The organism is Micromonospora sp. NPDC005174 (genome assembly GCF_040608495.1).
In the GTDB taxonomy this organism is placed as follows: Bacteria; Actinomycetota; Actinomycetes; order Mycobacteriales; family Micromonosporaceae; genus Micromonospora.
This window is the reverse complement of the sequence record NZ_JBEXIJ010000015.1, coordinates 126,981-147,395: the sequence shown is the minus strand read 5'-3', so window position 1 is coordinate 147,395 and position 20,415 is coordinate 126,981. Positions and strand designations below refer to the sequence as shown.

At 73.5% G+C, this 20,415-nt stretch carries 17 protein-coding genes; 5 read left to right on the top strand and 12 right to left on the bottom strand.

Annotated elements, in window-relative coordinates; genetic code table 11:
* Positions 1-107: 107 nt before the first annotated feature.
* Both mptB (ABZU91_RS18415) and mptB (ABZU91_RS18410) read right to left on the bottom strand, forming a co-directional pair.
* On the bottom strand, positions 108-1,604 hold the full coding sequence (gene mptB / locus ABZU91_RS18415; RefSeq protein ID WP_355241473.1) for a polyprenol phosphomannose-dependent alpha 1,6 mannosyltransferase MptB: 1,497 nt from the start codon (positions 1,602-1,604) through the stop codon (positions 108-110).
* Positions 1,605-1,618: 14 nt separating this feature from the next.
* Positions 1,619-3,019, bottom strand: a complete 1,401-nt coding sequence (gene mptB, locus ABZU91_RS18410; RefSeq protein WP_355241470.1) for a polyprenol phosphomannose-dependent alpha 1,6 mannosyltransferase MptB — start codon at positions 3,017-3,019, stop codon at positions 1,619-1,621.
* A 44-nt stretch (positions 3,020-3,063) separates the two neighbouring features.
* On the opposite strand from mptB (ABZU91_RS18410), the gene ABZU91_RS18405 reads away from it, so the two are divergent.
* Entirely contained in the window at positions 3,064-4,671 is a 1,608-nt protein-coding gene (locus ABZU91_RS18405) for a hypothetical protein (RefSeq protein WP_355241467.1), read from the top strand.
* 5 nt (positions 4,672-4,676) lie between these two features.
* Here the strand turns inward: ABZU91_RS18405 and ABZU91_RS18400 are convergent, their stop codons facing one another.
* Together ABZU91_RS18400 and ABZU91_RS18395 are read right to left on the bottom strand one after the other, a co-directional pair.
* Positions 4,677-7,763 carry a bifunctional [glutamine synthetase] adenylyltransferase/[glutamine synthetase]-adenylyl-L-tyrosine phosphorylase gene (locus ABZU91_RS18400; protein WP_355241464.1) on the bottom strand — a complete coding sequence of 1,029 codons (3,087 nt, stop codon included), beginning with the start codon at positions 7,761-7,763 and terminating at the stop codon, positions 4,677-4,679.
* Positions 7,763-8,530: a type 1 glutamine amidotransferase gene (locus tag ABZU91_RS18395; protein WP_355241461.1), complete on the bottom strand. Its 768-nt coding sequence runs from the start codon at positions 8,528-8,530 to the stop codon at positions 7,763-7,765. Before ABZU91_RS18395 ends, ABZU91_RS18400 begins: the two co-directional genes overlap by 1 nt.
* A gap of 102 nt (positions 8,531-8,632) precedes the next feature.
* On the opposite strand from ABZU91_RS18395, the gene ABZU91_RS18390 reads away from it, so the two are divergent.
* Positions 8,633-9,568: an LD-carboxypeptidase gene (locus ABZU91_RS18390; RefSeq protein ID WP_355241458.1), complete on the top strand. Its 936-nt coding sequence runs from the start codon at positions 8,633-8,635 to the stop codon at positions 9,566-9,568.
* Positions 9,569-9,841: 273 nt separating this feature from the next.
* Here the strand turns inward: ABZU91_RS18390 and ABZU91_RS18385 are convergent, their stop codons facing one another.
* A complete protein-coding gene (locus ABZU91_RS18385; protein WP_355241455.1) occupies positions 9,842-10,750 on the bottom strand; it encodes a virginiamycin B lyase in 909 nt (302 codons plus the stop codon).
* Between the two features lie 178 nt (positions 10,751-10,928).
* Here ABZU91_RS18385 and ABZU91_RS18380 point away from each other — a divergent pair, with 178 nt between their 5' ends.
* Complete coding sequence (locus ABZU91_RS18380) at positions 10,929-11,459, top strand: hypothetical protein (RefSeq protein ID WP_355241452.1); 531 nt, start codon at positions 10,929-10,931, stop codon at positions 11,457-11,459.
* 185 nt (positions 11,460-11,644) lie between these two features.
* Here the strand turns inward: ABZU91_RS18380 and ABZU91_RS18375 are convergent, their stop codons facing one another.
* The 4 genes from ABZU91_RS18375 to glnA form a co-directional block, all read right to left on the bottom strand.
* Positions 11,645-12,019 carry a VOC family protein gene (locus ABZU91_RS18375; RefSeq protein WP_355241449.1) on the bottom strand — a complete coding sequence of 125 codons (375 nt, stop codon included), beginning with the start codon at positions 12,017-12,019 and terminating at the stop codon, positions 11,645-11,647.
* A 137-nt stretch (positions 12,020-12,156) separates the two neighbouring features.
* Positions 12,157-12,849 (bottom strand): WYL domain-containing protein, encoded by a 693-nt coding sequence (locus ABZU91_RS18370; RefSeq protein ID WP_355241446.1) that lies wholly within the window; start codon positions 12,847-12,849, stop codon positions 12,157-12,159.
* Between the two features lie 63 nt (positions 12,850-12,912).
* Positions 12,913-13,338: a DUF350 domain-containing protein gene (locus ABZU91_RS18365; RefSeq protein ID WP_355241443.1), complete on the bottom strand. Its 426-nt coding sequence runs from the start codon at positions 13,336-13,338 to the stop codon at positions 12,913-12,915.
* Between the two features lie 88 nt (positions 13,339-13,426).
* Positions 13,427-14,776, bottom strand: a complete 1,350-nt coding sequence (glnA, locus tag ABZU91_RS18360; RefSeq protein WP_355241440.1) for a type I glutamate--ammonia ligase — start codon at positions 14,774-14,776, stop codon at positions 13,427-13,429.
* Between the two features lie 237 nt (positions 14,777-15,013).
* Between glnA and ABZU91_RS18355 the strand changes: the two genes are divergently transcribed.
* Complete coding sequence (locus tag ABZU91_RS18355) at positions 15,014-16,771, top strand: NAD+ synthase (RefSeq protein ID WP_355241437.1); 1,758 nt, start codon at positions 15,014-15,016, stop codon at positions 16,769-16,771.
* Between the two features lie 117 nt (positions 16,772-16,888).
* Positions 16,889-17,734 carry a 3-methyl-2-oxobutanoate hydroxymethyltransferase gene (gene panB / locus ABZU91_RS18350; protein WP_355241435.1) on the top strand — a complete coding sequence of 282 codons (846 nt, stop codon included), beginning with the start codon at positions 16,889-16,891 and terminating at the stop codon, positions 17,732-17,734.
* 247 nt (positions 17,735-17,981) lie between these two features.
* On the opposite strand, the gene ABZU91_RS18345 is transcribed toward panB, so the two are convergent.
* The 3 genes from ABZU91_RS18345 to npdG form a co-directional block, all read right to left on the bottom strand.
* Entirely contained in the window at positions 17,982-19,232 is a 1,251-nt protein-coding gene (locus tag ABZU91_RS18345) for a DUF222 domain-containing protein (RefSeq protein ID WP_355241432.1), read from the bottom strand.
* A 93-nt stretch (positions 19,233-19,325) separates the two neighbouring features.
* Positions 19,326-19,676: a hypothetical protein gene (locus tag ABZU91_RS18340; protein ID WP_355241429.1), complete on the bottom strand. Its 351-nt coding sequence runs from the start codon at positions 19,674-19,676 to the stop codon at positions 19,326-19,328.
* A gap of 24 nt (positions 19,677-19,700) precedes the next feature.
* Positions 19,701-20,399, bottom strand: a complete 699-nt coding sequence (gene npdG, locus ABZU91_RS18335) for an NADPH-dependent F420 reductase (RefSeq protein ID WP_355241427.1) — start codon at positions 20,397-20,399, stop codon at positions 19,701-19,703.
* Positions 20,400-20,415: the final 16 nt, after the last annotated feature.

Genomic DNA, 20,415 nt, shown 5'->3' with positions numbered 1-20,415 from the left:
AGCAGAGCAAAGGATGTGCCTCGACAGGTGCCTCCTCCACCCCAACGGGTGCGGGGACAGCACCCGGGCATCGACACGCCCGGCCCGCCCGGCCCGCCCGGCCCGCCCTAACGCCGCAGCCTCGGCACCCATCTTCCAGGGGTGTCGACGTCGCTGCGGCGCAGCAGCAGGGCCCGCGGCAGGGCTAGGACCAACAGGGCCAGGACCAACACGGTCATGACCACCGCGCCGGGGGCCTTGGTGAAGCGGGCCAGGTTGGTGCCGTCGGGCAGCGCCAGGAAGGCCGCCAGCGCCGCCGGCAGCGCGAACCACGCCGTCCGGGCTGCGGTCAACGCGAGCAGCGCCAGTGGCCAGGTCGCGTACCAGGGGTGGAAGACCGGGGACAGGACGACCGTGGCGACAAGTGCCAGGCCCGCACCGCGCAGCGCCACCCGGCAGCGGTCCGAGACCGGTCCACCCGAGGCTCGCAGCCCCCTCCAGGTCCGCCACCAGAGCGCCACCAGCAGGACCGCGAGCAGCAGCAACGCCACCGTCCGGGCCACCGGAACCGCCTGCGGGTCGCGCCCGGCCAGCGCACCGGCGTAGTCCACCACCATGCCGACGGCGGTGGGCGGCGACGTCCACTGCTCGGAGTCCCCGCTGCGGGTCAGTCCGCCCACCCACCCGAACCCGAGTCCGGACAGCGCCGAGGTGACCAGCAGCGCGGCGACGAGGCCGCCGCCCAGCCACACGCCGCTCCGAAACACCGTGCGGCCCGACGCTCCCGCCAGCACGGCGAACGGCACCACCACGACGGCGCTGGCCTTCACGGTCACCGCCAGCCCGAGTAGCACCCCGGCCAGCAGCAGGGCGACGGCCCGGCCCGGCCGACGGACCACCACCAGCAGCCCGCACAGCAGCAGCCCGAGCATCACGGCGTCGTTGTGCGCCCCGGCCACCAGGTGCACGCCGACCAGCGGCGCGGCCAGCGCCAACCAGGCCGCCCGTCGGGTCGCCACGCCGGCCGCCCGCGCCAGGGAAGGCAGGCAGGACGCCGCCAGCACCAGCCCGGCCACCGCGATCACCCGCAGCGCCACGACCGTGCCCGTGAGCCCGCCGCCGACGCCCACCGCGAGCGCGGCGAGCAGGACGAACACCGGCCCGTACGGTGCGGGTGTGTCCCGCCAGATCGGCGCCACCGTCTCCACCCACGGGCAACCTGCTGCGGCCACCCCCACGGCGTACGGGTCGGCACCGTGCGCGTACGTCCAGCCCTGGCAGGCGTACGAGTAGACGTCCCGGCTGCCCAGGGGCGGCGCGATCAGCAGCGGCAGGACCCAGAGCACGGCGGTGACGTACGCCCAGCGGCCCGTCGGCGCACCGGCACGCAACGACCACCAGGCGCCGACGAGCAGCGCGCTGCCGACGAACCAGCAGGTCAGCGTCGCCGGCCCGCCCGGTGCCTGCCAAATCGACTGCGGCGTCGCGCCGAGCGGGGCGTCGGGCAGCGCCCCGCCGAAATACCCGGCGACGGCGAGCAGGATCGCGCCGACCAGGCCGGCGTACCGGGCAGACCGGGCGGTCGACGGGCCGGGGATCGGCGGCGGTGCGCCGGGAGTGGTCACCGGCACACCGTCCCTCAGTCGGCGGCGACCGGTTGGCGGGCCGCCCGAGCCGACCGTACCAACCGGATGACCAGCACGATCACCAACAGCGTCATCAGCGGCGCCCCGACCGTCTTGGTGTACCGGGGCAGTCCGGTGCCGTCCGGCAGCACCAGGAACGACGCGACCAGCGCGACGACGACGAACCATCCGGTACGCCGGGCGGTGGCCGCCAGAACGGCGAGGGGCCAGACCCAGTACCAGGGGTGAAAGAGTGGCGCGAGGGCGACCGTGGCGGTCAACGCCACGGCGGCGTACCACAGCGGCTCCCGCGTTCGGGCCCGCCACCACAGCCACACCAGCAGCACCGCCAGCACCGCGACGCCGATCCCCCGGGTGACTGCGAGCGCGTCGACGTGCCCGCCGAAGGGCACCGCCAGGTAGCCGATGGTCTGCCCGAACGCCGTGGACGGTGACGTCCAGGCGATCACGTCACCGCCCCGGGCCAGCCCGCCGACCCAGCCGAAGTCCAGTCCGGCTGCGAAGGTCACCCCGACCACGACGGCGACCGCGCCGCCGACCACCCAACCGCCGTGGCGGATCAACGCGCGGATCGAGTACCCGCCGACGATCGCTGCCAGCGCGGCGAACGGCACCACGACCAGCGCCGTCACCTTGATGCCGGCGGCGAGACCGAGCAGCGCGCCACCGGCGAGCAGCGGACCGGGGCGACCGGGCCGGGAGGCGACGACGGCCAGCCCGGCGACCAGCAGACCGACCATCAGGGCGTCGTTGTGCGCGCCGGAGACCAGGTGCACGGCGACCAGCGGGCAGGCGAGGGTCAGCCAGACCGCCCGGGAGGCCGGTACGCCCACCCGTCGGGCCAGCACCGGCAGGCTGACCGCCATCAGCGCGACCCCCGCCACGGCGATCAGCCGGAACACCACGATCGCGCCGGTCAGCGAGCCGGTGGCCTTGACCACCGCGCCGGACAGCACGACGAACAGCGGCCCGTACGGCGCGGGGGTGTCCCGCCAGATGTACGAGATGGTGTCCAGCCAGGGGCAGGGCAGCGCGGAGACACCCTGCTCGTAGGGGTTGATCCCGGCGGCGTAGCTGGCCCCCTGGCAGGCGTACGCGTAGACGTCCCGGCTGGCCAGCGGCGGCGCGATCAGCAGCGGCAGCAGCCAGAGCCCGATGGTGACCAACGCCCAGCGGGTCGACGGCACACTGTCGCGCAGCGACCACCAGGCGTACGCGAGAAGCGCGGTGCCGACCAGCCAGGCGGCGAGCACCAGCGGCCCGTTCGGCGCCTGCCAGATGCTGACCGGGTTGCTGCGCAGGGGTGAGTCGGGCAGGGCGCCGCCGAGGAACGCGGCGACGGCGAGCAAGGCCGATCCCGCCAGTCCGGTCCAGCGCGCGAGGTGGTGGGGCACGCCGGACATGCTGCCAGTACGGTTGTCGCGGTACGGAGGTGGGCATGCGGCACAGTCGGGTGGTGGCGGTGGCCGCCGGTTGCTCCGTCGTGCTCGCCGCGCTCTGGTTGGCGCTGCCGCTGATGGGCTCGGACCTGTCCGCGCAGGTCGCCCGCGCTGACTTCTTCGCCGCCCACGGTCTCACTCCGGTGGATCTGCGCTGGTACGCCGGGGTGCAGCAGTTTGGCTACAGCCTCGTGTCGCAGCCGGTGATGGCGGTGCTCGGCGTACGGGTGACCGGTGCGCTGGCGCTGGTGGCGTCGGCCACGGCGCTGGCCGCGCTGCTGGTCCGCAGCCCGGTGCCCCGACCGCTGCTGGGCAGCCTGATCGGCGTGGTCACGCTGGCCGGCAACCTGGTGTCGGGACGGGTGACGTACGCCCTGGGTGTCGCGTTCGGGCTGGCGGCACTGGTAGCGCTGACTCGGCGCGTACCCCCGGGTCGGCGTCTCGCGCTGCCTGCGGCCGGCGCGCTGCTGGCCTCGGCGACGAGCCCGGTTGCCGGTCTGTTCGTCGGCCTGGCGGGCGTGGCGCTGCTGCTCGCCCGCCGGTACGCCGACGGTCTGGCGCTCGGCGTCGCGGCGGCCGTGCCGCTGGCCGCGACCGCTCTCCTCTTCGGCGACGGCGGCTGGATGAACATCAGCCGGACCGACACCCTGCGCGCGGTGGTGACGAGCCTGGTGGTGGCGGCGCTGGTGGCCTACCGGCCGGTGCGGTTCGGCGCGCTGCTGGCCGCCGCCGGGGTGCTGGCCGCCGCTGCGGTGCACACGCCGGTGGGGTTGAACGCGACCCGGCTGGCGACGATGTTCGCGCTGCCGGTGCTGGCCGCCGCCGCCCGTCCGCCGGCCTGGCTGTCGGCCCGGCTGGCCCGCCGGCACACCGATCGGCCCGCTGACGCCCCGGCTGGCAGCGCGACGCCCCGGCTGCTGGGTGGGATCGGCCTGGCCGTCCTGTTGGCGGCCGTCTGCTTCTGGCAGCCGCCGGTGGTCCCCGCTGACCTGCGGGGCATCGGCGACCCGACAAGCGCGCCCGGCTACCACGCGCCGCTGCGCGCGTTCCTGGCCGGGCAACGGCTCACCGGCCGGGTGGAGGTGCCGCCGACGCGCAACTACTGGGAGGCGGCCCGCCTCGGCGAGGTGCCGCTGGCCCGGGGCTGGCTGCGGCAGGCCGACATCGACCGCAACCCGCTGTTCTTCACCACGGTGCCCGGCGCGACCGGCACCGGCGTTCCGCTGACGCCGGCCAGCTACCGGGCCTGGCTGACCGAGAACGCCGTGCAGTACGTGGCGGTGCCGGACGCCCCGCTGTCCTGGGTGGGTCGCGCCGAGGCGGAACTGGTCGAGGGCGGCCTGCCGTATCTGACGCCGGCGTGGTCCGGCCCGCACTGGCGGGTCTGGGCGGTGACCGACCCGACGCCGCTGGTCGCCGCGCCCGCCGAGCTGGTCCGCGCCGACGGCGCGGCGGTGACCTTCCGGGCCCCGACCGCCGGCCCGGTGGCCGTCCGCGTCCGGCACAGCCGCTGGCTGGCCGCCTCCGGCGGTGCCACCGTCGCCGCCGACGGCGACTGGACCACCGTCACCGTCCCCCGCGCCGGCGAATACACCCTCGGCGGCTGAGCGCGCTACGCCTCCAGCACACGCTGGGCGGCGGCGCGGGAGCGACGGCCGGTGCGCAGGTACTCGTCGAGGAACTCCCCCGGGTCGTCGCGGCCGAGCAGCCGCACCACCCCGGCCAACTCCACCCCGTGCCGGGGCAACTGGTCGCCGGCCCGGCCCCGGACCAGCATCAACGCGTTGCGGACGTGCGCGGCCAGGGACCAGCCGGCGGCCATCTCCGCGGCGTCCGCCGGGTCGACCAGGCCGGCCCGCTCGGCCGCCGCGAGGGCATCGAGGGTACGCGTGCCACGCAGTTCCGGGACCGCGCCCGCGTGCCGGAGCTGGACGAGCTGGACCGCCCACTCCACGTCGGCCAGCCCGCCCCGGCCCAGCTTCGTGTGGGTGGCCGGGTCGGCGCCGCGCGGCAGCCGTTCGGTCTCCACCCGGGCCTTGATCCGGCGGATCTCGACGACCTGCTCGCGGGTCAGCCCGTCGGCCGGGTACCGCACCGGCTCGATCATCGCCTCGAACTCGGTGCCCAGGTCGGCGTCGCCGCAGACGAACCGGGCGCGCAGCAGCGCCTGGGCCTCCCACACCCGCGACCAGCGGGCGTAGTACTGGGCGTACGCGGCGAGGCTGCGGACCAGCGGACCCTGGCGGCCCTCGGGGCGCAGGTCGGCGTCGACACCGAGGGGCGGGTCGGGGGCGGGCATGCCGAGCAGTCGACGCAGTTCCTCCGCGACGGCGTGCGCGGCGGCGCTGGCCGCGCTCTCGCTGCTGCCGGCGGGCGGGTCGTAGACGAAGAGCACGTCGGCGTCGGAGAGGTAGTTCGACTCGTACCCGCCGAGCCGGCCCATCCCGATCACCGCGAACCGCAGTCCTTCCGGGGCCGGTTGGCTGGCCCGGGCGGCGCGCAGCGCGGCGGCGAGGGTGGCGTCGGTGACGTCGGCGAGGGCCGTACCGACCTCGGTGATGTCGGCCAGCCCCGACGACGGCCGCGTGCCGCCGTCCGCCCGCGTCGGGGTGGGTGCCAGTGCGCCGGCCCGGCAGAGCACGTCGGCACAGGCCACCCGGACCAGCTCCCGGCGGCGCGACGCGCGCACGGCGCGGGTCGCCTCGACCGGATCGGTGTGCCGGGCCGCCGCCGCCAGGAAGCCCTCCCGCAGCACCGGACGCGGACGCGGTGCCAACTCGTTCTCCTCGGCCAGCAGACGCAGCGCCTCCGGATCGCGGGCGAGCAGGTCGGCGACGTACCGCGACAGGGCCAGGACCCGGGCCAGCCGACGGGCGACGGGACCGCCGTCCCGCAGCAGCCGCAGGTACCAGGGGGTGCTGCCCAGCTTGTCGGACACCTTGCGGTAGTTGAGCAGCCCCCGGTCCGGCTCCGGCGCGTCGGCGAACTCGCTCAGCAGCACCGGCAGCAGGGTCCGCTGGATGGCTGCCGTGCGACTCACCCCGCCGGTCAGCGCCTGGAGGTGACGCAGCGCCCCGGCCGGGTCGGCGAAACCGAGGATCTCCAGCCGGTGCCGGGCCGCCTCCGGGGTGAGCCGGAGCCCGTCGGCGGGCACCCGGGCCACCGACTCCAGCAGCGGCCGGTAGAGCAGTTTGGCGTGCAGTCGGCGTACCTCGGTGGCGTGGGTGACCCAGTCGGCCCGGAAGCTTTCGACGGCGCTGCGGCCCGGCACGGCCGTGAAGCCCAGCGCGGCGGCCAACCAGCGCAGCGCGCCCGGCTCGGTGGGCACGGTGTGCGTGCGGCGCAGGGCCTGGAGTTGGAGCCGGTGCTCGACGGCGCGCAGGAAGCGATAGCCGCGCAGCAGCGACTCGCCGTCGGCGCGGCCGACGTAGCCGCCGGCGACGAGCGCGCGCAGCGCCGGGATGGTGCCGGGCGCGCGCAGCGTCTCGTCGCCACGGCCGTGTACGAGTTGCAGGAGCTGGACGGCGAACTCGATGTCGCGCAGCCCGCCGGGACCACGCTTGATCTCGCGTTCCAGCTCCTTCGGCGGGACGTTGTCGATGATCCGCCGGCGCATCGCGCGGACGTCCTCGACCGCCTCGGGTCGTTCGGCGGCCCGCCACACCAGCGGCGCGAGCTGGTCGACCCACTCCTTCGCCAGTGGCAGGTCACCGGCGGCCGGGCGGGCCTTGAGCAGCGCCTGGAACTCCCAGGTACGCGCCCACCGGCGGTAGTAGGCGAGGTGGCTGGCGAGGGTACGCACCAGCGGGCCACGGCTGCCCTCGGGTCGCAGGGCGGCGTCCACCGGCCAGGCGACCATTCCGCAGACGGAGATCAGTCGGGTCGCCACCTGGGTCGCGGCGGGCAGGTCCGCGTCCTCGGCGGCCACGAAGATCACGTCCACGTCGGAGACGTAGTTCAGCTCGCCGCCGCCGCACTTACCCATGGCCACCACGGCCAGCCGGGGCCGCTCGGTGCCGGCCGCCAACTCGTCGACGGCGATCTCGTACGCGGCGGCCAGGGTCGCGTCGGCCAGCGCGGACAGCGCCGCCATGGTCTGCTCCAGGGCACGGCCGCCGGTGAGGTCGGCCGCCGCGATCCGCAGCAGGGCCAGCCGGTACGCGCTGCGCAGCACCGCCACCGGATTGCCGTCACCGACCAGTTCCAGTCGACCCTCGGCGATCGGCGCGAGCCCGTCCGACGCGGTGCGCAGCGCCAGGCAGTGCTCGGGGTTCGCCACCAGATGGTCGCCGAGCGCCGACGACGCGCCGAGGACGGCGATCAGTCGACGCCGCAGCCCGGGATCGGCGTGCAGTTCCGCGAGCAGTGGCGAGCCGGTGCCGCTGCCGGCGGCGCTGGTGCCGGCGGCGCTGGTGCCGGCGGCGCTGGTGCCGGCGGCGCTGGTGCCGGCGGCGCTGATACGGCTCTCGGCCTCGACGATGCGGTGCAGTTGGCGCAGCGCGAGGTCCGGGTCGGCGGCGCGGGACAGCGAGGCGAGCAACTCCCCGGCCGTGTCGTCGACCGGCTCCTGCTCCTGGAGCTGCCAGAGGCCCAGCCCGTCCGGGCCGAGCAGGTCGGCGGCGCGGGCGCCACCGTCGTCCTCGGCGGTGCCGAAGCCGTAGCGGGCGAGCCGGCCCGGCGCCCTCGTCGGCCGGCTCATCAGTGCCCGAGCAGAGGCAGGCCGCGCCGGATCGTGCTGTCGTCCAACTCGCCCAGGGCCAGCGCGGCGAATCGGGCGGCGAACGGCTGCCAGACCTCCTCGACGTCCACCATCACCGAGTCGCAGGCCGCGACCACCAGCTCCGGGTCGTAGCCCAGCTCGGCGAGCAGGGTCGAGTCGGTGGCCCAGTCGGCGATCATCGCGGTGTCGCACTCGATGTGGAACTGCACACCCCACGCCCGGTCACCGAGCCGGAACGCCTGGTGCGGATAGCGGGTGGAGGCCGCCAGCAGGGTCGCGCCCCGGGGCAGCTCGGTGATCTCGTCGGAGTGCCACTGGAGCACGTCCGGGATCAGCGGCACGTACCGGAACAGGGGGTCCTGCTCGGCGGCGTCCCGCCGGCCGACCACGCCGGGGCCGATCTCCGGCCCGGACGGACTCCGCTCGACCAGCCCGGCGTGCGCGGTGGCGAGCAACTGCGCGCCCAGACAGACGGCCAGGGTGGGCACGCGGTACCGGACCGCCTTGCGCAGCAGGCCCTCCACGGCCGGAAACCAGGGCGCGCCGGGCGCGCCGTCCGACAGCGGGTACGCCTGCTGGTCGCCACCCAGCACCACCAGCGCCACGTACCCCTCAAGGTCCGCGGGGAGTTCGTCACCGGCGTGCGGGCGGAGCACCCGCAGCTCCAGCCCTGCCTCGGTCAGCCACTCACCCAACCGGCGTGCGTCGTCCGTCGGGTCGTTCTCGATCACCAGCGCGGTTGCCACCCGTCGAGGCTAGCGGGTGCCGAGCGCTCCGCCACGTCCCGGCACGGTCCGTGCCACCGGCTGGCGGCCTCCGTGCCGCGACGGTGGTTAGGCTCTGCGGTTGTGATCAACGAGGACACCGCCGCCGTCCGCCCTCCCGTGCTGCGCCCGGGTGACGCGGTGCTGCTCGTCTCGCCGTCCGGGCCGACCTCGCCGGAGCGGGTGGCCCGGGGCGTCGAGCTGCTCACCGGCTGGGGTCTGCGCCCCATACCGGCCCCGAACGTGTACGCCCGCCACGGCTACCTCGCCGGCACCGACGACCTGCGGGCCGCCGACCTGAACGCGGCGTTCGCCGACCCGGAGATCCGTGGGGTCATCTGCACCCGGGGCGGCTACGGCGCCCAGCGGATCGTCGACGCCATCGACATGGCCGCCGTCCGCCGTGACCCGAAGGTGGTGGCCGGCTTCTCGGACATCACCGCGTTGCAGCTCGCCCTGTGGCGGGGCGCCCGACTGGCCGGGGTGCACGGCCCCGGGGCGGCCTGGCGGGACGAGCGGACGCCGTTGCGCTCCGCCGAGTCCCTGCACGCGGCGCTGATGACCACCGAGCCGGTGACCGTCGAGGCCGTGCCCACCGAGGAGACCTTCGGCGTACGCGTCCCGGGCCGCGCCACCGGCACCCTGCTCGGCGGCAACCTCTGCCTGATCGCCGCGTCGATCGGCACACCGGACCTGCCCGACCTGACCGGCGCGGTGCTGTTGATCGAGGACGTGCAGGAGCCCCCGTACAAGGTCGACCGGATGCTCACCCACCTGCGCCGGGCCGGCGCGCTGGACGGCCTGGCCGGCGTTGCGGTCGGGCAGTTCACCGGCTGCGGCGACGGCTGGGACACCACGATCGTCGACGTGCTCACCGAACGCCTCGGCGACCTGGGCGTACCGGTCCTCGGCGGCCTCCCCATCGGCCACGGCCCCGACCAACTGACCGTCCCGGTAGGCACCGAAGCACAACTGGACACCGAAACCCAAACCCTGAAAGTCACCCCCGCAGTCCAGTAACCCCCACCCCCACCCCCAGCCCCAGCCCCAGCCCCACCCCCAGCCCCAGCCCCAGCCCCAGCCCCAGCCCCAGCCCCAGCCCCAGCCCCAGCCCCAGCCCCAGCCCCAGCCCCAGCCCCAGCCCCAGCCCCAGCGATCATGAAGTTGTTGTCACTCGCTACGGCGTGTCGCGGCAATAACTTCATGATCAGCGCGGGTCAGGTGGGCTCGTGCGGGTCAGGTGGGCTCGTGCGGGTCAGGTGGGCTCGTGCGGGTCAGGTGGGCTCGTGCGGGTCAGGTGGGCTCGTGCGGGTCAGGTGGGCTGGTGCGGGTCAGGTGGGCTAGTGCGCCGGTTTCTAGGGCTGCCCATACTCCGTCGGGGGTGTGGACGATGCCGTGTGGTTCCGACTGCGGGCTGGGTAGGGCGTAGCTCTCGAATCGTCCGGTCGCATCGAAGTGACCGATCCGGTTGGCGCCCCACTCGGTGAACCAGGCTCCCCCGGCCGGGTCGGCCACGATCGCGTGCGGGCGCGCGGCCCGGTCCGGCAGCGGGAACTCGACGATCACGCCATCAACGTCGATCCGGCCGGCCTGGCCGGCGGTGATCTCGACGAACCAGATGACGCCGTCGGGGCCGAGGGCGATGCCGACCGGCCCGGCGTCCGCGGTGGGCAACGGGTACAGCGTCACCGTGCCGTCGAGGGCGATCCGGCCGATCGCGTTCGCGCGGTTGAGGGTGAACCAGAGGGCGTGGTCCGCGCCGGCAGTGATCATCGAGGGGAGACCGCCGGTGACCGGCAGCGGAAAGGCTGTCACCGTGCCGTCGGTGGTTACCCGGCCGATCGTGTCGGAGGTCATCCCCGCGTACCAGAGTGCCCCGTCGGGTCCGACCGCGATGCCACCCGGCCCGGTACCGGGCGGCAGGGCGACCGTGCGCTGCGCGCCGTCGACGGTGATCCGACCGATCCGGTCATCACCGGAGCGGGTGAACCAGAGCGCACCGTCCGGACCCGTCGTGATGATCAACGGGCGGCCGCCGGCCGGCTCCAGCGGGTGGGTTCGGACCGAGCCGTCGGGGTCCAGGCGGGCGATGCCGCCGCCGTGGACCAACGTCAGCCACAGCGCGCCGTCGGGCCCGACCGTGATGCCGTACGGGCCGGCGTCCGGCTCGACGAGTGCGATCTCCCGGATCTCGACTCTCATCTGGGCGTACGTCCCTTCGTTGGCGGTGGACTGACCCTGACCGCCCGACAAGCGACAACACAACCGATTTCCGCCTTCGATTGTCAGCCCGCTGACAGGTTCGCCACGGCTCGCACCCAGGCTTACCCGTCACTGTCGGTGACGACATCGCGTATCACCTAGCCTTCTGGAGGAGAGCATGTCCCGCACCATCAGTAGGAAGCACATGCTGGCCGGTCTGGCCGCCGCCGGCGTCCTCGGCGTCGGGATCGCGGCCCCGACGATCGCCTTCGCCGCCGACACCCCGACGCCGAGCGCCAGCACCGCCCCGGCGCCCGGGGCCAAGGCCGACCGGCAGGGCCAGTTCGCCGAGGAGTTGGCCAAGGAGCTGGGCGTGCCCACCGACAAGGTGACCGCCGCGCTGGAGAAGATCCGCGAGCAGCACCGGCCGGCCGACCGGCCGCAGCGCCACTCCCCCGAGGAGCGCAAGGCCGCGCTCAAGGAGCGGCTGGACCAGGCCGTCAAGGACGGCAAGCTCACCCAGGAGCAGGCCGACGCCATCACCAAGGCCGTCGAGGCCGGCGTCTTCCCCGGCCCGGCCGGCCGCCCCGGCCCGTTCGGCCACGGCGGCCCGGCCGGACAGGGCGGCCCGGCCGGACAGGGCGGCCCGGCCGGACAGGGCGGCCCGGCCGGACAGGGCGGCCCGGCCGGACAGGGCGGCCCGGCCTGATCCACTCGACTTCCGTGAATTCGGGGTGTCCGGCGCTCCCGGATACCCCGACTTCCACGATGTTGAGGTGATCAGCGACTCCGGTTCGCCGATGTGGCGGTGTCCATCGCACTCGGACACCGCCACATCGGCTACCTGGAGTCGACCTTGCGCCTGGCGGGCCGCCGGGCACCCGCCCACCGGCGTCAGCCCTGCGCGGGTGGGGACGCGAACACGCCCAGGTGGTTGCCGGTCGGGTCGGTCAGCCGGGCCAGCGTGAGCCCGGTCGGCGTGGTCCGGGGCGGCATGAGCACCTGACCACCGGCCGCCTCGGCCCGCCGGCAGGTTTCCGCCACGTCGGTGACCTCGGCATAGAAGATCGTGTAGTTCGGCGCCGAGCCGTCGGTCGCCCGGATCGCTCCACCGATCCCGGTGTCGCCACCAGCCCCGGTCGTCCGGTAGGAGCCGGCGGCCCCGCCCTCCTCCGTGAAGGCCCAGCCGAACAGGTCGCCGTAAAAGCGCTCCGCCTCCTCCGGCCGGTCGGTGCCGATCTCGAACCACGTGATGGGCGTCGCGGACATGCTGCCTCCAGGTCTTCGCGTTGCCGGCCGTTCGGCCGGCTTCCGGTGCAGTCTCGAAGCCGCTCGCGACACCGTCCTGTCGGTGTTTCCCGATCACCTGGCCGGGTGACCGCCGGACGCGCGCTCACACCGCGCGCTCAGACCAGGCTCAGCGCACGGACACGCCCGTGCGGGATGTCCAGGTCCTCCAGGCGGAGGTCCCGGACCACCACCTCTGGCCGGGCCTCGACCGACCGGATGCGGTCGGTGCGGAAGCATCGCAGCTCGGCCCGGAGGCGGCACCAGGCCACCAGGTACCAGTGGTGGGTGTTGCCGAGGTAGCCCAGCGGTTCGACGTCGCGGAGCGAGTCGGTGCCGGCGCGGTCGGCGTACCGGATGCGCAGCACCCGCCGCGCGGCGACCGCGTGGGCGACGGTGGCCGGGACGGGCGTGGCCGGCCCGTCACCGACCAGGTGCACCCGGCCGGCGAGCCGGTGCGCCTCGGCGGCGTCGGCGGCCGGCAGCACCGCCAGCAGTTTGCGCAGCGCGGTGGCGCCCGGTGCGGCGAACGGCGAGCCGGCGAGCCGGTGCAGCGCCACGGCCATCGCGACCGCCTCGGCGGCGGTCAGGTTGACCGGCGGCAGCGTGTGGGCGCGGTCCAGGACGTAGCCGCCGGTACGGCCGGGCTCGGCCCAGATCGGTACGCCGGCCTGCTGGAGCGCGCCGATGTCCCGTTCGATGGTCCGGCTGCTCACCTCGAAGCGCACGGCGAGCCAGCGGGCGCTGCGCGGCCGTGGCGACACGGCCCGCAGCTCCTCGACCAGGGCGTAGAGCCGGTCCGTACGGTTCATGCCCGGCACGCTACGACCGGGGTACGACTGCGCTCAGGCAACGCAGGCTCAGGCGAAGCAGGCTCAGGCGATGCAGGCGCAGACGATCAGCGCGGCGCCGAAGTGCGTGGCGGCGCTGACCCGGGCCGCCGGGTGCGGCTCGGACGAGCAGATGACCTCACCGAGCTTGCCCGGGGTGAGCAGGTCCAGGACGAAGAACGCCAGCGCCATGATGGCCAGCCCGAGCAGCCCGAACACCACGGTGGAGGCGAGCCCCCTGGCGAAGTCGCTGTAGCTGGTCAGGATCGCCGTGAAGACGATGCCAGCGATGCCGAGCTGGTTGGCGGCGAGCAGCAGCCCCGCGTTGGCGTTGCGCTCGACCCAGATCAGCTCCCGCAACCGCCCCGGTGTCAGCAGGTCGACGAGCCCGAACCCGGCCGCCATGAGCCCGACGCCCACGACCCCGAACACGACGCTCTGCCAGGCACCGCTGAGCAGGTCCTCCAGCACCGACTGCCTCCCGAATCTCCGCCCGGAAGGGGTACCGGCGCGGTGATCGAGACGATAGCGGCAGCGGGCAACCGCGTCAGCCCCGCGCCTACAGCGCCAGGTAACGCTGCCGCTCGTACGGGGTGACCTCGCGGCGGTACTGCTCCCACTCGGCCCGCTTGTTGCGCAGGAAGAAGTCGAAGACGTGCTCGCCCAACACCTCGGCGACCAGTTCGGATTCGGCCATCACGTCGATCGCCTCGGCGAGGTTCTCCGGCAGCGCCTCGTACCCCATGGCGCGGCGCTCGGCGCTGCTGAGCGACCAGACGTCGTCCTCGGCCCCCGGCGGCAGCTCGTAGCCCTCCTCGATGCCCTTGAGGCCCGCGCCGAGCAGGACCGCGAAGGCGAGGTACGGGTTGGTCGCCGAGTCCAGCGAGCGGACCTCGACCCGGGCCGAGTTCGGCTTGCCGTACGCCGGGACCCGCACCAGCGCGGACCGGTTCAGGTGACCCCAGCAGACGTACGCCGGGCTCTCGGTGATCCGGTCGGGCAGGTGCTGCGGAAAGAGCCGCTTGTACGAGTTGACCCACTGGTTGGTGACCGCCGTGTACTCCCGGGCGTGCACCAGCAGGCCGGCGATGAAGGACTTCGCCACCTTGGAGAGCTTCATCGGGTCGCCACCGTCGTGGAAGGCGTTGCGCTCGCCCTCGAACAGCGACAGGTGGGTGTGCATGCCGCTGCCGGGCTGGTCGGTGAACGGCTTCGGCATGAAGCTGGCCTGCACGCCGGTGGAGAGGGCGACCTCCTTGACCACGTGGCGGAAGGTCATGATGTTGTCGGCGGTGGTCAGCGCGTCGGCGTACCGCAGGTCGATTTCCTGCTGGCCGGGCGCGACCTCGTGGTGGCTGAACTCCACCGAGATGCCGATCCGCTCCAGCGCCAGCACGCCCTGGCGGCGGAAGTCGCGGGCCACGGCGTGGGTGGTGTGCTCGAAGTAGCCGCCGGTGTCGACGGGCGTGGGCACCGAGCCGTCCTGCGGACCGTTCTCCAGCAGGAAGAACTCGATCTCGGGGTGGGTGTAGAAGGTGAAGCCCTTCTCGGCCGCCTTGGACAGCGCGCGGCGCAGCACGTGCCGCGGGTCGGCCCAGGAGGGGCCGCCGTCGGGCAGCAGGATGTCGCAGAACATCCGGGCGCTCTCGCCGCTGACCCCGCCCTCGAACGGGAAGACCTGGAAGGTGGTGGGGTCGGGCATCGCCACCATGTCCGATTCGAAGACGCGTGCGAAGCCCTCGATCGCCGAGCCGTCGAAGCCGATGCCCTCCTCAAAGGCCGCTTCCAACTCCGCGGGCGCCACCGAGACGCTCTTGAGCGTGCCCAGCACGTCCGTGAACCACAGCCGGACGAACCGGATGTCCCGCTCTTCCAGCGTACGGAGGACGAACTCCTGCTGACGGTCCACTTCCCCAACCCCTCGCGACACTCTTTGTCCGCCTTGGCCGGGCTGCGCCCGACCTGACCGCCCAGTGTTCCCGGGCCTGGTTACGCAGACGTTACGCGAACCGCCGCCGCCCGTCCCCTCGTGTCCCGCCCGCCGAGCGGTACCGATGCGGCACGACGGCCGCGCGGTGTCCGCGCGTGGCCGCCGTCTCGTCCGAGGGTACGGATTGCTCCGGCGAAGCTGAGGCAAGATGAGGACATGCCCACCCTGCGTCTCGCCCTGTCCCAGGTCAACCCGAGCGTCGGCGATCTCGTCGGCAACGCCGACCTGGTCCGCAGCTGGACCCGCCAGGCCGCCGACGCCGGCGCCCAGCTGGTGCTCTTCCCGGAGATGATGCTGACCGGCTACCCGGTCGAGGACCTGGTCTTCCGACGCTCCTTCGTCGCCGCGTCCCAGGCCGCCGTGCGGCAGCTCGCGGCCGACCTCGCCGACGACGGCCTCGGTGACCTGCCGGTCGTCGTCGGCTACCTGGACGCCGACGGCCCGCCGCAGGTCAGCGGGGACGCCGAGCCGGGGCGGGGCGCCCGCAACGCCGCCGCGCTGCTGCACCGGGGCGAGGTGGTCGCCCGCTACTTCAAGCACCACCTGCCCAACTACGGCGTCTTCGACGAGGACCGCTACTTCGTCTCCGGCGAGGAGCTGACCGTCGTGCGGATCGGCGGGGTGGACGTCGCGCTGACCATCTGCGAGGACCTGTGGCAGGCCGGTGGGCCGTTCACCGCCGCCCGGCAGGCCGGCGTCGGCCTCGTGGTCAACATCAACGGCTCGCCGTACGAGTTGAACAAGGACGACATCCGCCTGCCGCTGGTCCGCCGCCGGGCCGCCGAGGCGAACGCCACCATCGCGTACGTCAACATGATCGGCGGCCAGGACGAGCTGGTCTTCGAGGGCGACTCGATGATCGTCACCCCCGACGGCCAACTGCTCACCCGTGCCCCGCAGTTCGTCGAACACCTGCTCGTGCACGACGTCGAGCTGCCGGCCGCGACCACGACCCCCGGCAGCGACAGCGTCGCGGACGGCATGCGGATCAGTCACCACACGGTGGAGGCGATCCCGCCCGCGCCGTCCGGCCCGGCCGTCACCGGCGGGCTGATCGAGCCGGTCGCCGACGAGGCCGAGGTCTGGCACGCGTTGGTGCTGGGCCTGCGCGACTACGTCAACAAGAACCGGTTCGCCTCGGTGGTGCTCGGCCTCTCCGGTGGCATCGACTCGGCGGTGGTGGCCGCCCTCGCCGTCGACGCGCTCGGCCCGGACCGGGTGGTCGGTGTGTCGCTGCCCAGTCAGCACTCCTCCGAGCACTCCCGTGAGGACGCCGCCGACCTGGCCAAGCGCACCGGGCTCGACTACCGCGTCGAGCCGATCCAGCCGATGGTGGACGCCTTCCTGGCCAACCTGTCGCTGTCCGGGATCGCCGTGGAGAACCTCCAGGCCCGGGTACGCGGTGTCATCCTGATGGCGCTGTCGAACCAGGAGGGCCACCTGGTCCTGACCACCGGCAACAAGAGCGAGCTGGCGGTCGGCTACTCCACCCTGTACGGCGACTCGGTGGGCGGCTTCAACCCGATCAAGGACGTCTGGAAGACGCTCGTGTGGCGTCTGGCGAAGTGGCGCAACGCGGACGCGGCCCGCCGCGGCGAGACCGCCCCGATCCCGGAGAACTCGATCGGCAAGCCGCCGAGCGCCGAGCTGAGCCCCGGCCAGCTCGACAGCGACTCCCTGCCCGACTACGACGTACTCGACCCGATCCTCATCGGGTACGTCGACGGCGACCTGGGCCGCGACGGGCTGGTCGAGTCGGGCCACGACCCGGCCGTCGTCGACAAGGTGCTGCGACTGGTGGATACCGCCGAGTACAAGCGACGCCAGTCCGCGCCGGGCACGAAGATCTCCATGAAGGCGTTCGGCCGAGACCGTCGACTGCCGATCACGAACCGGTGGCGCGAGCACGGCTGACGTCGCACGGCTCCCGAGTGACATCTTCCACTGGGCCCTGCCGCCAGGCTGTCGCGCGGTGCGACGATCGGCGGAGCCCGGGGACCGCGCAGGCGGCCTCGAGGAAGGGAGACAGTCATGATCGAGTCCACTCCGCACGAGGTGACCGCGCTGTACGGCGGCCCGGTCACCCGACGGGTCCGCACCCGCGACCTGATCGCCGCCAAGGAGCGCGGCGAACGGTGGCCGATGCTCACCTCGTACGACCAGTACACGGCGGGCATCTTCGACCGGGCCGGCGTACCGGTGCTGCTGGTCGGCGATTCGGCGGCGAACAACGTGTTCGGCTACGAGACGACCCTGCCGGTCACCGCCGACGACCTGTTGCCGCTGGTACGGGCCGTGGTGCGCTCGACCCGGCAGGCCCTCGTCGTCGGTGACCTGCCGTTCGGCTCGTACGAGGAGGGCCCGGCCCAGGCGCTGCGCACCGCCGTACGGTTCATGAAGGAGGGCGGCTGCCACGCGGTGAAGCTGGAGGGCGGCCGACGGTGCGCCGCGCAGATCGCCGCGATCGTCGGCGCCGGCATCCCGGTGATGGCGCACATCGGTTTCACTCCGCAGAGCGAGCACACGCTGGGCGGCTACCGGGTGCAGGGGCGGGGCGACACGGCCGACGAGGTGCTGGCCGACGCGCGGGCGGTGACCGAGGCCGGCGCGTTCGCGGTGGTGCTGGAGATGGTGCCGGGCGTGGTGGCCAAGCAGATCACCCACGAGCTGCCGATCCCCACGGTCGGCATCGGCGCCGGCCCGGACACCGACGCCCAGGTGCTGGTCTGGCAGGACATGGCCGGCCTGCGCACCGGCAAGGCGCCGCGCTTCGTGAAGCGGTACGCCGACCTCGCGGACGTCCTCACCGACGCCACCCGCCGCTTCGCAGACGAGGTCCGCGGCGGCGATTTCCCGGCCGCCGAGCACACCTTCTAGGGCCGAACACGGCTGACCGTCCGGCACGGCCAGGCTGCGCCGACTGGGACTGCCGGCTAGGGGGCACGCTGGGAGCAGGCGACTGCCGGCGGCACTGCCCCGCCGGCAGTCACAGGGCGCCGCCTCCACCGGCGGAAGCCAAGGTCGGCGGGCACTCCCCGTTGCAGAGGCCGCGGTGGACGAGCCGACTTTCCAGCGAAGATGGGCATCGAGCCAGGGCTGTCCCCGCTGGCATGTCCGGCCGCGGTCACGTTCGCCGGTGGTAGTGGTTGCGGCGGGGGACCTGTTCCGGGTCGAGCCAGGCCGGAGGGACGAATTCGGGGTGACTGTCGGCACTGAGACGGATGGCCCACTCGCCTTGATGGATGTGCCGGTGGTGGTGGCCGCAGAGGAGCACTGCGTTGTGGAGGCTGGTGTCGCCGCCGTCGGCCCAGTGGCGGATGTGGTGGGCATCGCACCAGCGCGGCGGGCGGTCGCAGCCGGGAAACGCGCAGCCTCGGTCGCGGAGCACGAGGGCTCGGCGCAGAGGGCCGGTGACGAGTCGGCGTTGCCGGCCGACGTCGAGGGTCTGGCTGGTGCCGCCGAGGACGGTGGGCAGGATGGCGGCGTCGCAGGCCAGCCGCCGCACGGTCTCGGCGGTGAGCGCGAGACCGGTGTCGAGGGTGCCCGCGCCGAGCTGCCGGACCAGGCCGTCGAAGCTGGTGGTGACGACGAGCTGCGCGGGGTCGCCCCCGTGTTCGGGCAGTTCACCCGTACGCAGGGCCAGTCGGCAGAGGTCGGCGAGCGCATCGTGACGTCGTTGCCCGGGTGACCGCTGGTCGTCCTGCCCGGAGGGCGCGGTCAGCGGGTCGATGGCGGTGCGGAGCAGGCCGGCGGTCTCCGCGTCGAGGGTGCCGCTCAATCGAAGCCGGCCGTCGGTCAGCTCGGACAGGGTGAGATGACGGTCCCGGGTGGCTCGACGGGCTTCGGCGTCGAGGGCGGCCTTGGCGGCGGCGTCGGCGATCTCGGGGGCGACGTGGTCGAGGATGCGGGTCGCGAGCTTGCGCAGCAGGGTGGGATCGAACTGGCCGGCCCAGTCGACGAGGACGCCGACGGCCCTGCCGGCGACCTCGGTGCCGGCGGTGGCCCGAACGTTGTCGACGGTGTCGGCGATGACCCGGGCCTGCTCCAGGGTGACGTCCCCGTCGGCCAGCGCCTGGCGGACCTCGGGAGCGCCCGTGTCGAGGGTGCTGGCGAACTCGACCAGTCGGCGGGCGGCGGGGACGCTCAGCCGGAGCCGGTCGCGTAACCAGACCGCCGTCGACGACGCGCCCTGCGCCTGTGCCGTGCCCCGGCCATCCAGCTCGCGAACCAGGGCCAGCTTGACCGCCGCGAGCTGCTGCTCGAGCCGGTGCGCGGCGTCGAGCGCAGCCACCAGGTCATGCTCCGCGAGGGCCCAGACGGGCGCGGCGGCGGATGCCGCCACTGCACCCCGCGCCTGCGCCAACTCGTCAATCACAGTCCAAGATTAGAACAGGAGTACGACAGATTCGATCACCATGATCAATGAGTGTGGTCAGACTGCCGGCGATGGAGGCAGTCATGACGACGGCTAGTTTTCGCGCACCTCGCGGGTGTCGGGCAGATCGAGGTACGCCAGCAGCCGCAACAGCCCGCTCACGTGCGAAAGGTCGTGCCACAGCGACACGATGCCCTCTGGACCACCCCGCCGCAGGAGGCTCGTCAGCTCGGCGACATCGTCGCTGCTCTGCCCGCAGTCGATGTCCAGCTCGGGCTGCTTGACCATCCGAAATGCCGCGCCCAGGTCCATGTTCCAGTAGTGGTCGACGTCGAGCTGTGACAGCTGGATCTCCGGACCGAATCGGCTCTCCGCCGCATCCAACAACATGGAGCACGCTCGGCGCAGATCCGCGATCCTCAACACCGCGTCAGCATCGGTCATGCCTCATGATCCCTCAGGGCACTGTCAGAGGTCGGTGACGCGGATGCCGGCGTGGGCCTTGTAGCGCTTGTTGATGGCGATCAGGTTCGCGGTGAACGCCTCGATCTGGTGGGCGTTGCGCAGCCGCCCGGCGTAGATGCCGCGCATCCCGGGGATTCGCGCGGCGAGCGCTCCGACGATGTCGACGAGTTCCCGGTCCTCGGTGCAGATCAGCACGTCGAGGTCGATCCGGTCGACCTCGGGGTCGGCCAGCAGTGGGGCGCTGACGTGGTTGAACGCGGCACACACACGCGACTCGGGCAGCAGCGCGGCGGCCTGCTGGACGGCGCTGCCCTCGGCGACGGTGAGCGCGTACGGGCCCTGCTTGTCGAAGCCCAGTGGGTTGACGCAGTCGACGACGATCGTCCCGGCCAGCGGCTCGGCGAGAGCGGCGACGGTGGCGGCGTGACCGTCCCACGGCACCGCGATGATTACCACGTCGCTCCGGCGGGCCACCTCGTCGTTGGCGGCGCCGGTGATGCGGACGTCGGCCGGCATCCGGGGCAGCGCGGCGATCTCGGCGGCGGACTCGGCGGCCCGCTCCGCGGACCGGGAGCCGATCAGCACCGTCTGCCCCTCCCGGGCGAGGCGGTAGGCGAGGCCGCGTCCCTGGTCGCCGGTGCCTCCGATGATGCCGATCGTCAGCCCGGACACGTCGGGCAGCGTGCTCGCGTCGTATGCCATGGGCTCATCCTCGCAA

Bases quoted from the DNA above. Each gene is read 5' to 3' on its own strand.
- ABZU91_RS18400 (WP_355241464.1), bottom strand. From the start codon at position 7,763: ATGAGCCGGCCGACGAGGGCGCCGGGCCGGCTCGCCCGCTACGGCTTC.
- ABZU91_RS18375 (WP_355241449.1), bottom strand. From the start codon at position 12,019: ATGTCCGCGACGCCCATCACGTGGTTCGAGATCGGCACCGACCGGCCG.
- ABZU91_RS18385 (WP_355241455.1), bottom strand. From the start codon at position 10,750: ATGAGAGTCGAGATCCGGGAGATCGCACTCGTCGAGCCGGACGCCGGC.
- ABZU91_RS18355 (WP_355241437.1), top strand. From the start codon at position 15,014: ATGCCCACCCTGCGTCTCGCCCTGTCCCAGGTCAACCCGAGCGTCGGC.
- ABZU91_RS18370 (WP_355241446.1), bottom strand. From the start codon at position 12,849: ATGAACCGTACGGACCGGCTCTACGCCCTGGTCGAGGAGCTGCGGGCC.
- panB (WP_355241435.1), top strand. From the start codon at position 16,889: ATGATCGAGTCCACTCCGCACGAGGTGACCGCGCTGTACGGCGGCCCG.
- ABZU91_RS18405 (WP_355241467.1), top strand. From the start codon at position 3,064: ATGCGGCACAGTCGGGTGGTGGCGGTGGCCGCCGGTTGCTCCGTCGTG.
- ABZU91_RS18380 (WP_355241452.1), top strand. From the start codon at position 10,929: ATGTCCCGCACCATCAGTAGGAAGCACATGCTGGCCGGTCTGGCCGCC.
- npdG (WP_355241427.1), bottom strand. From the start codon at position 20,399: ATGGCATACGACGCGAGCACGCTGCCCGACGTGTCCGGGCTGACGATC.
- ABZU91_RS18340 (WP_355241429.1), bottom strand. From the start codon at position 19,676: ATGACCGATGCTGACGCGGTGTTGAGGATCGCGGATCTGCGCCGAGCG.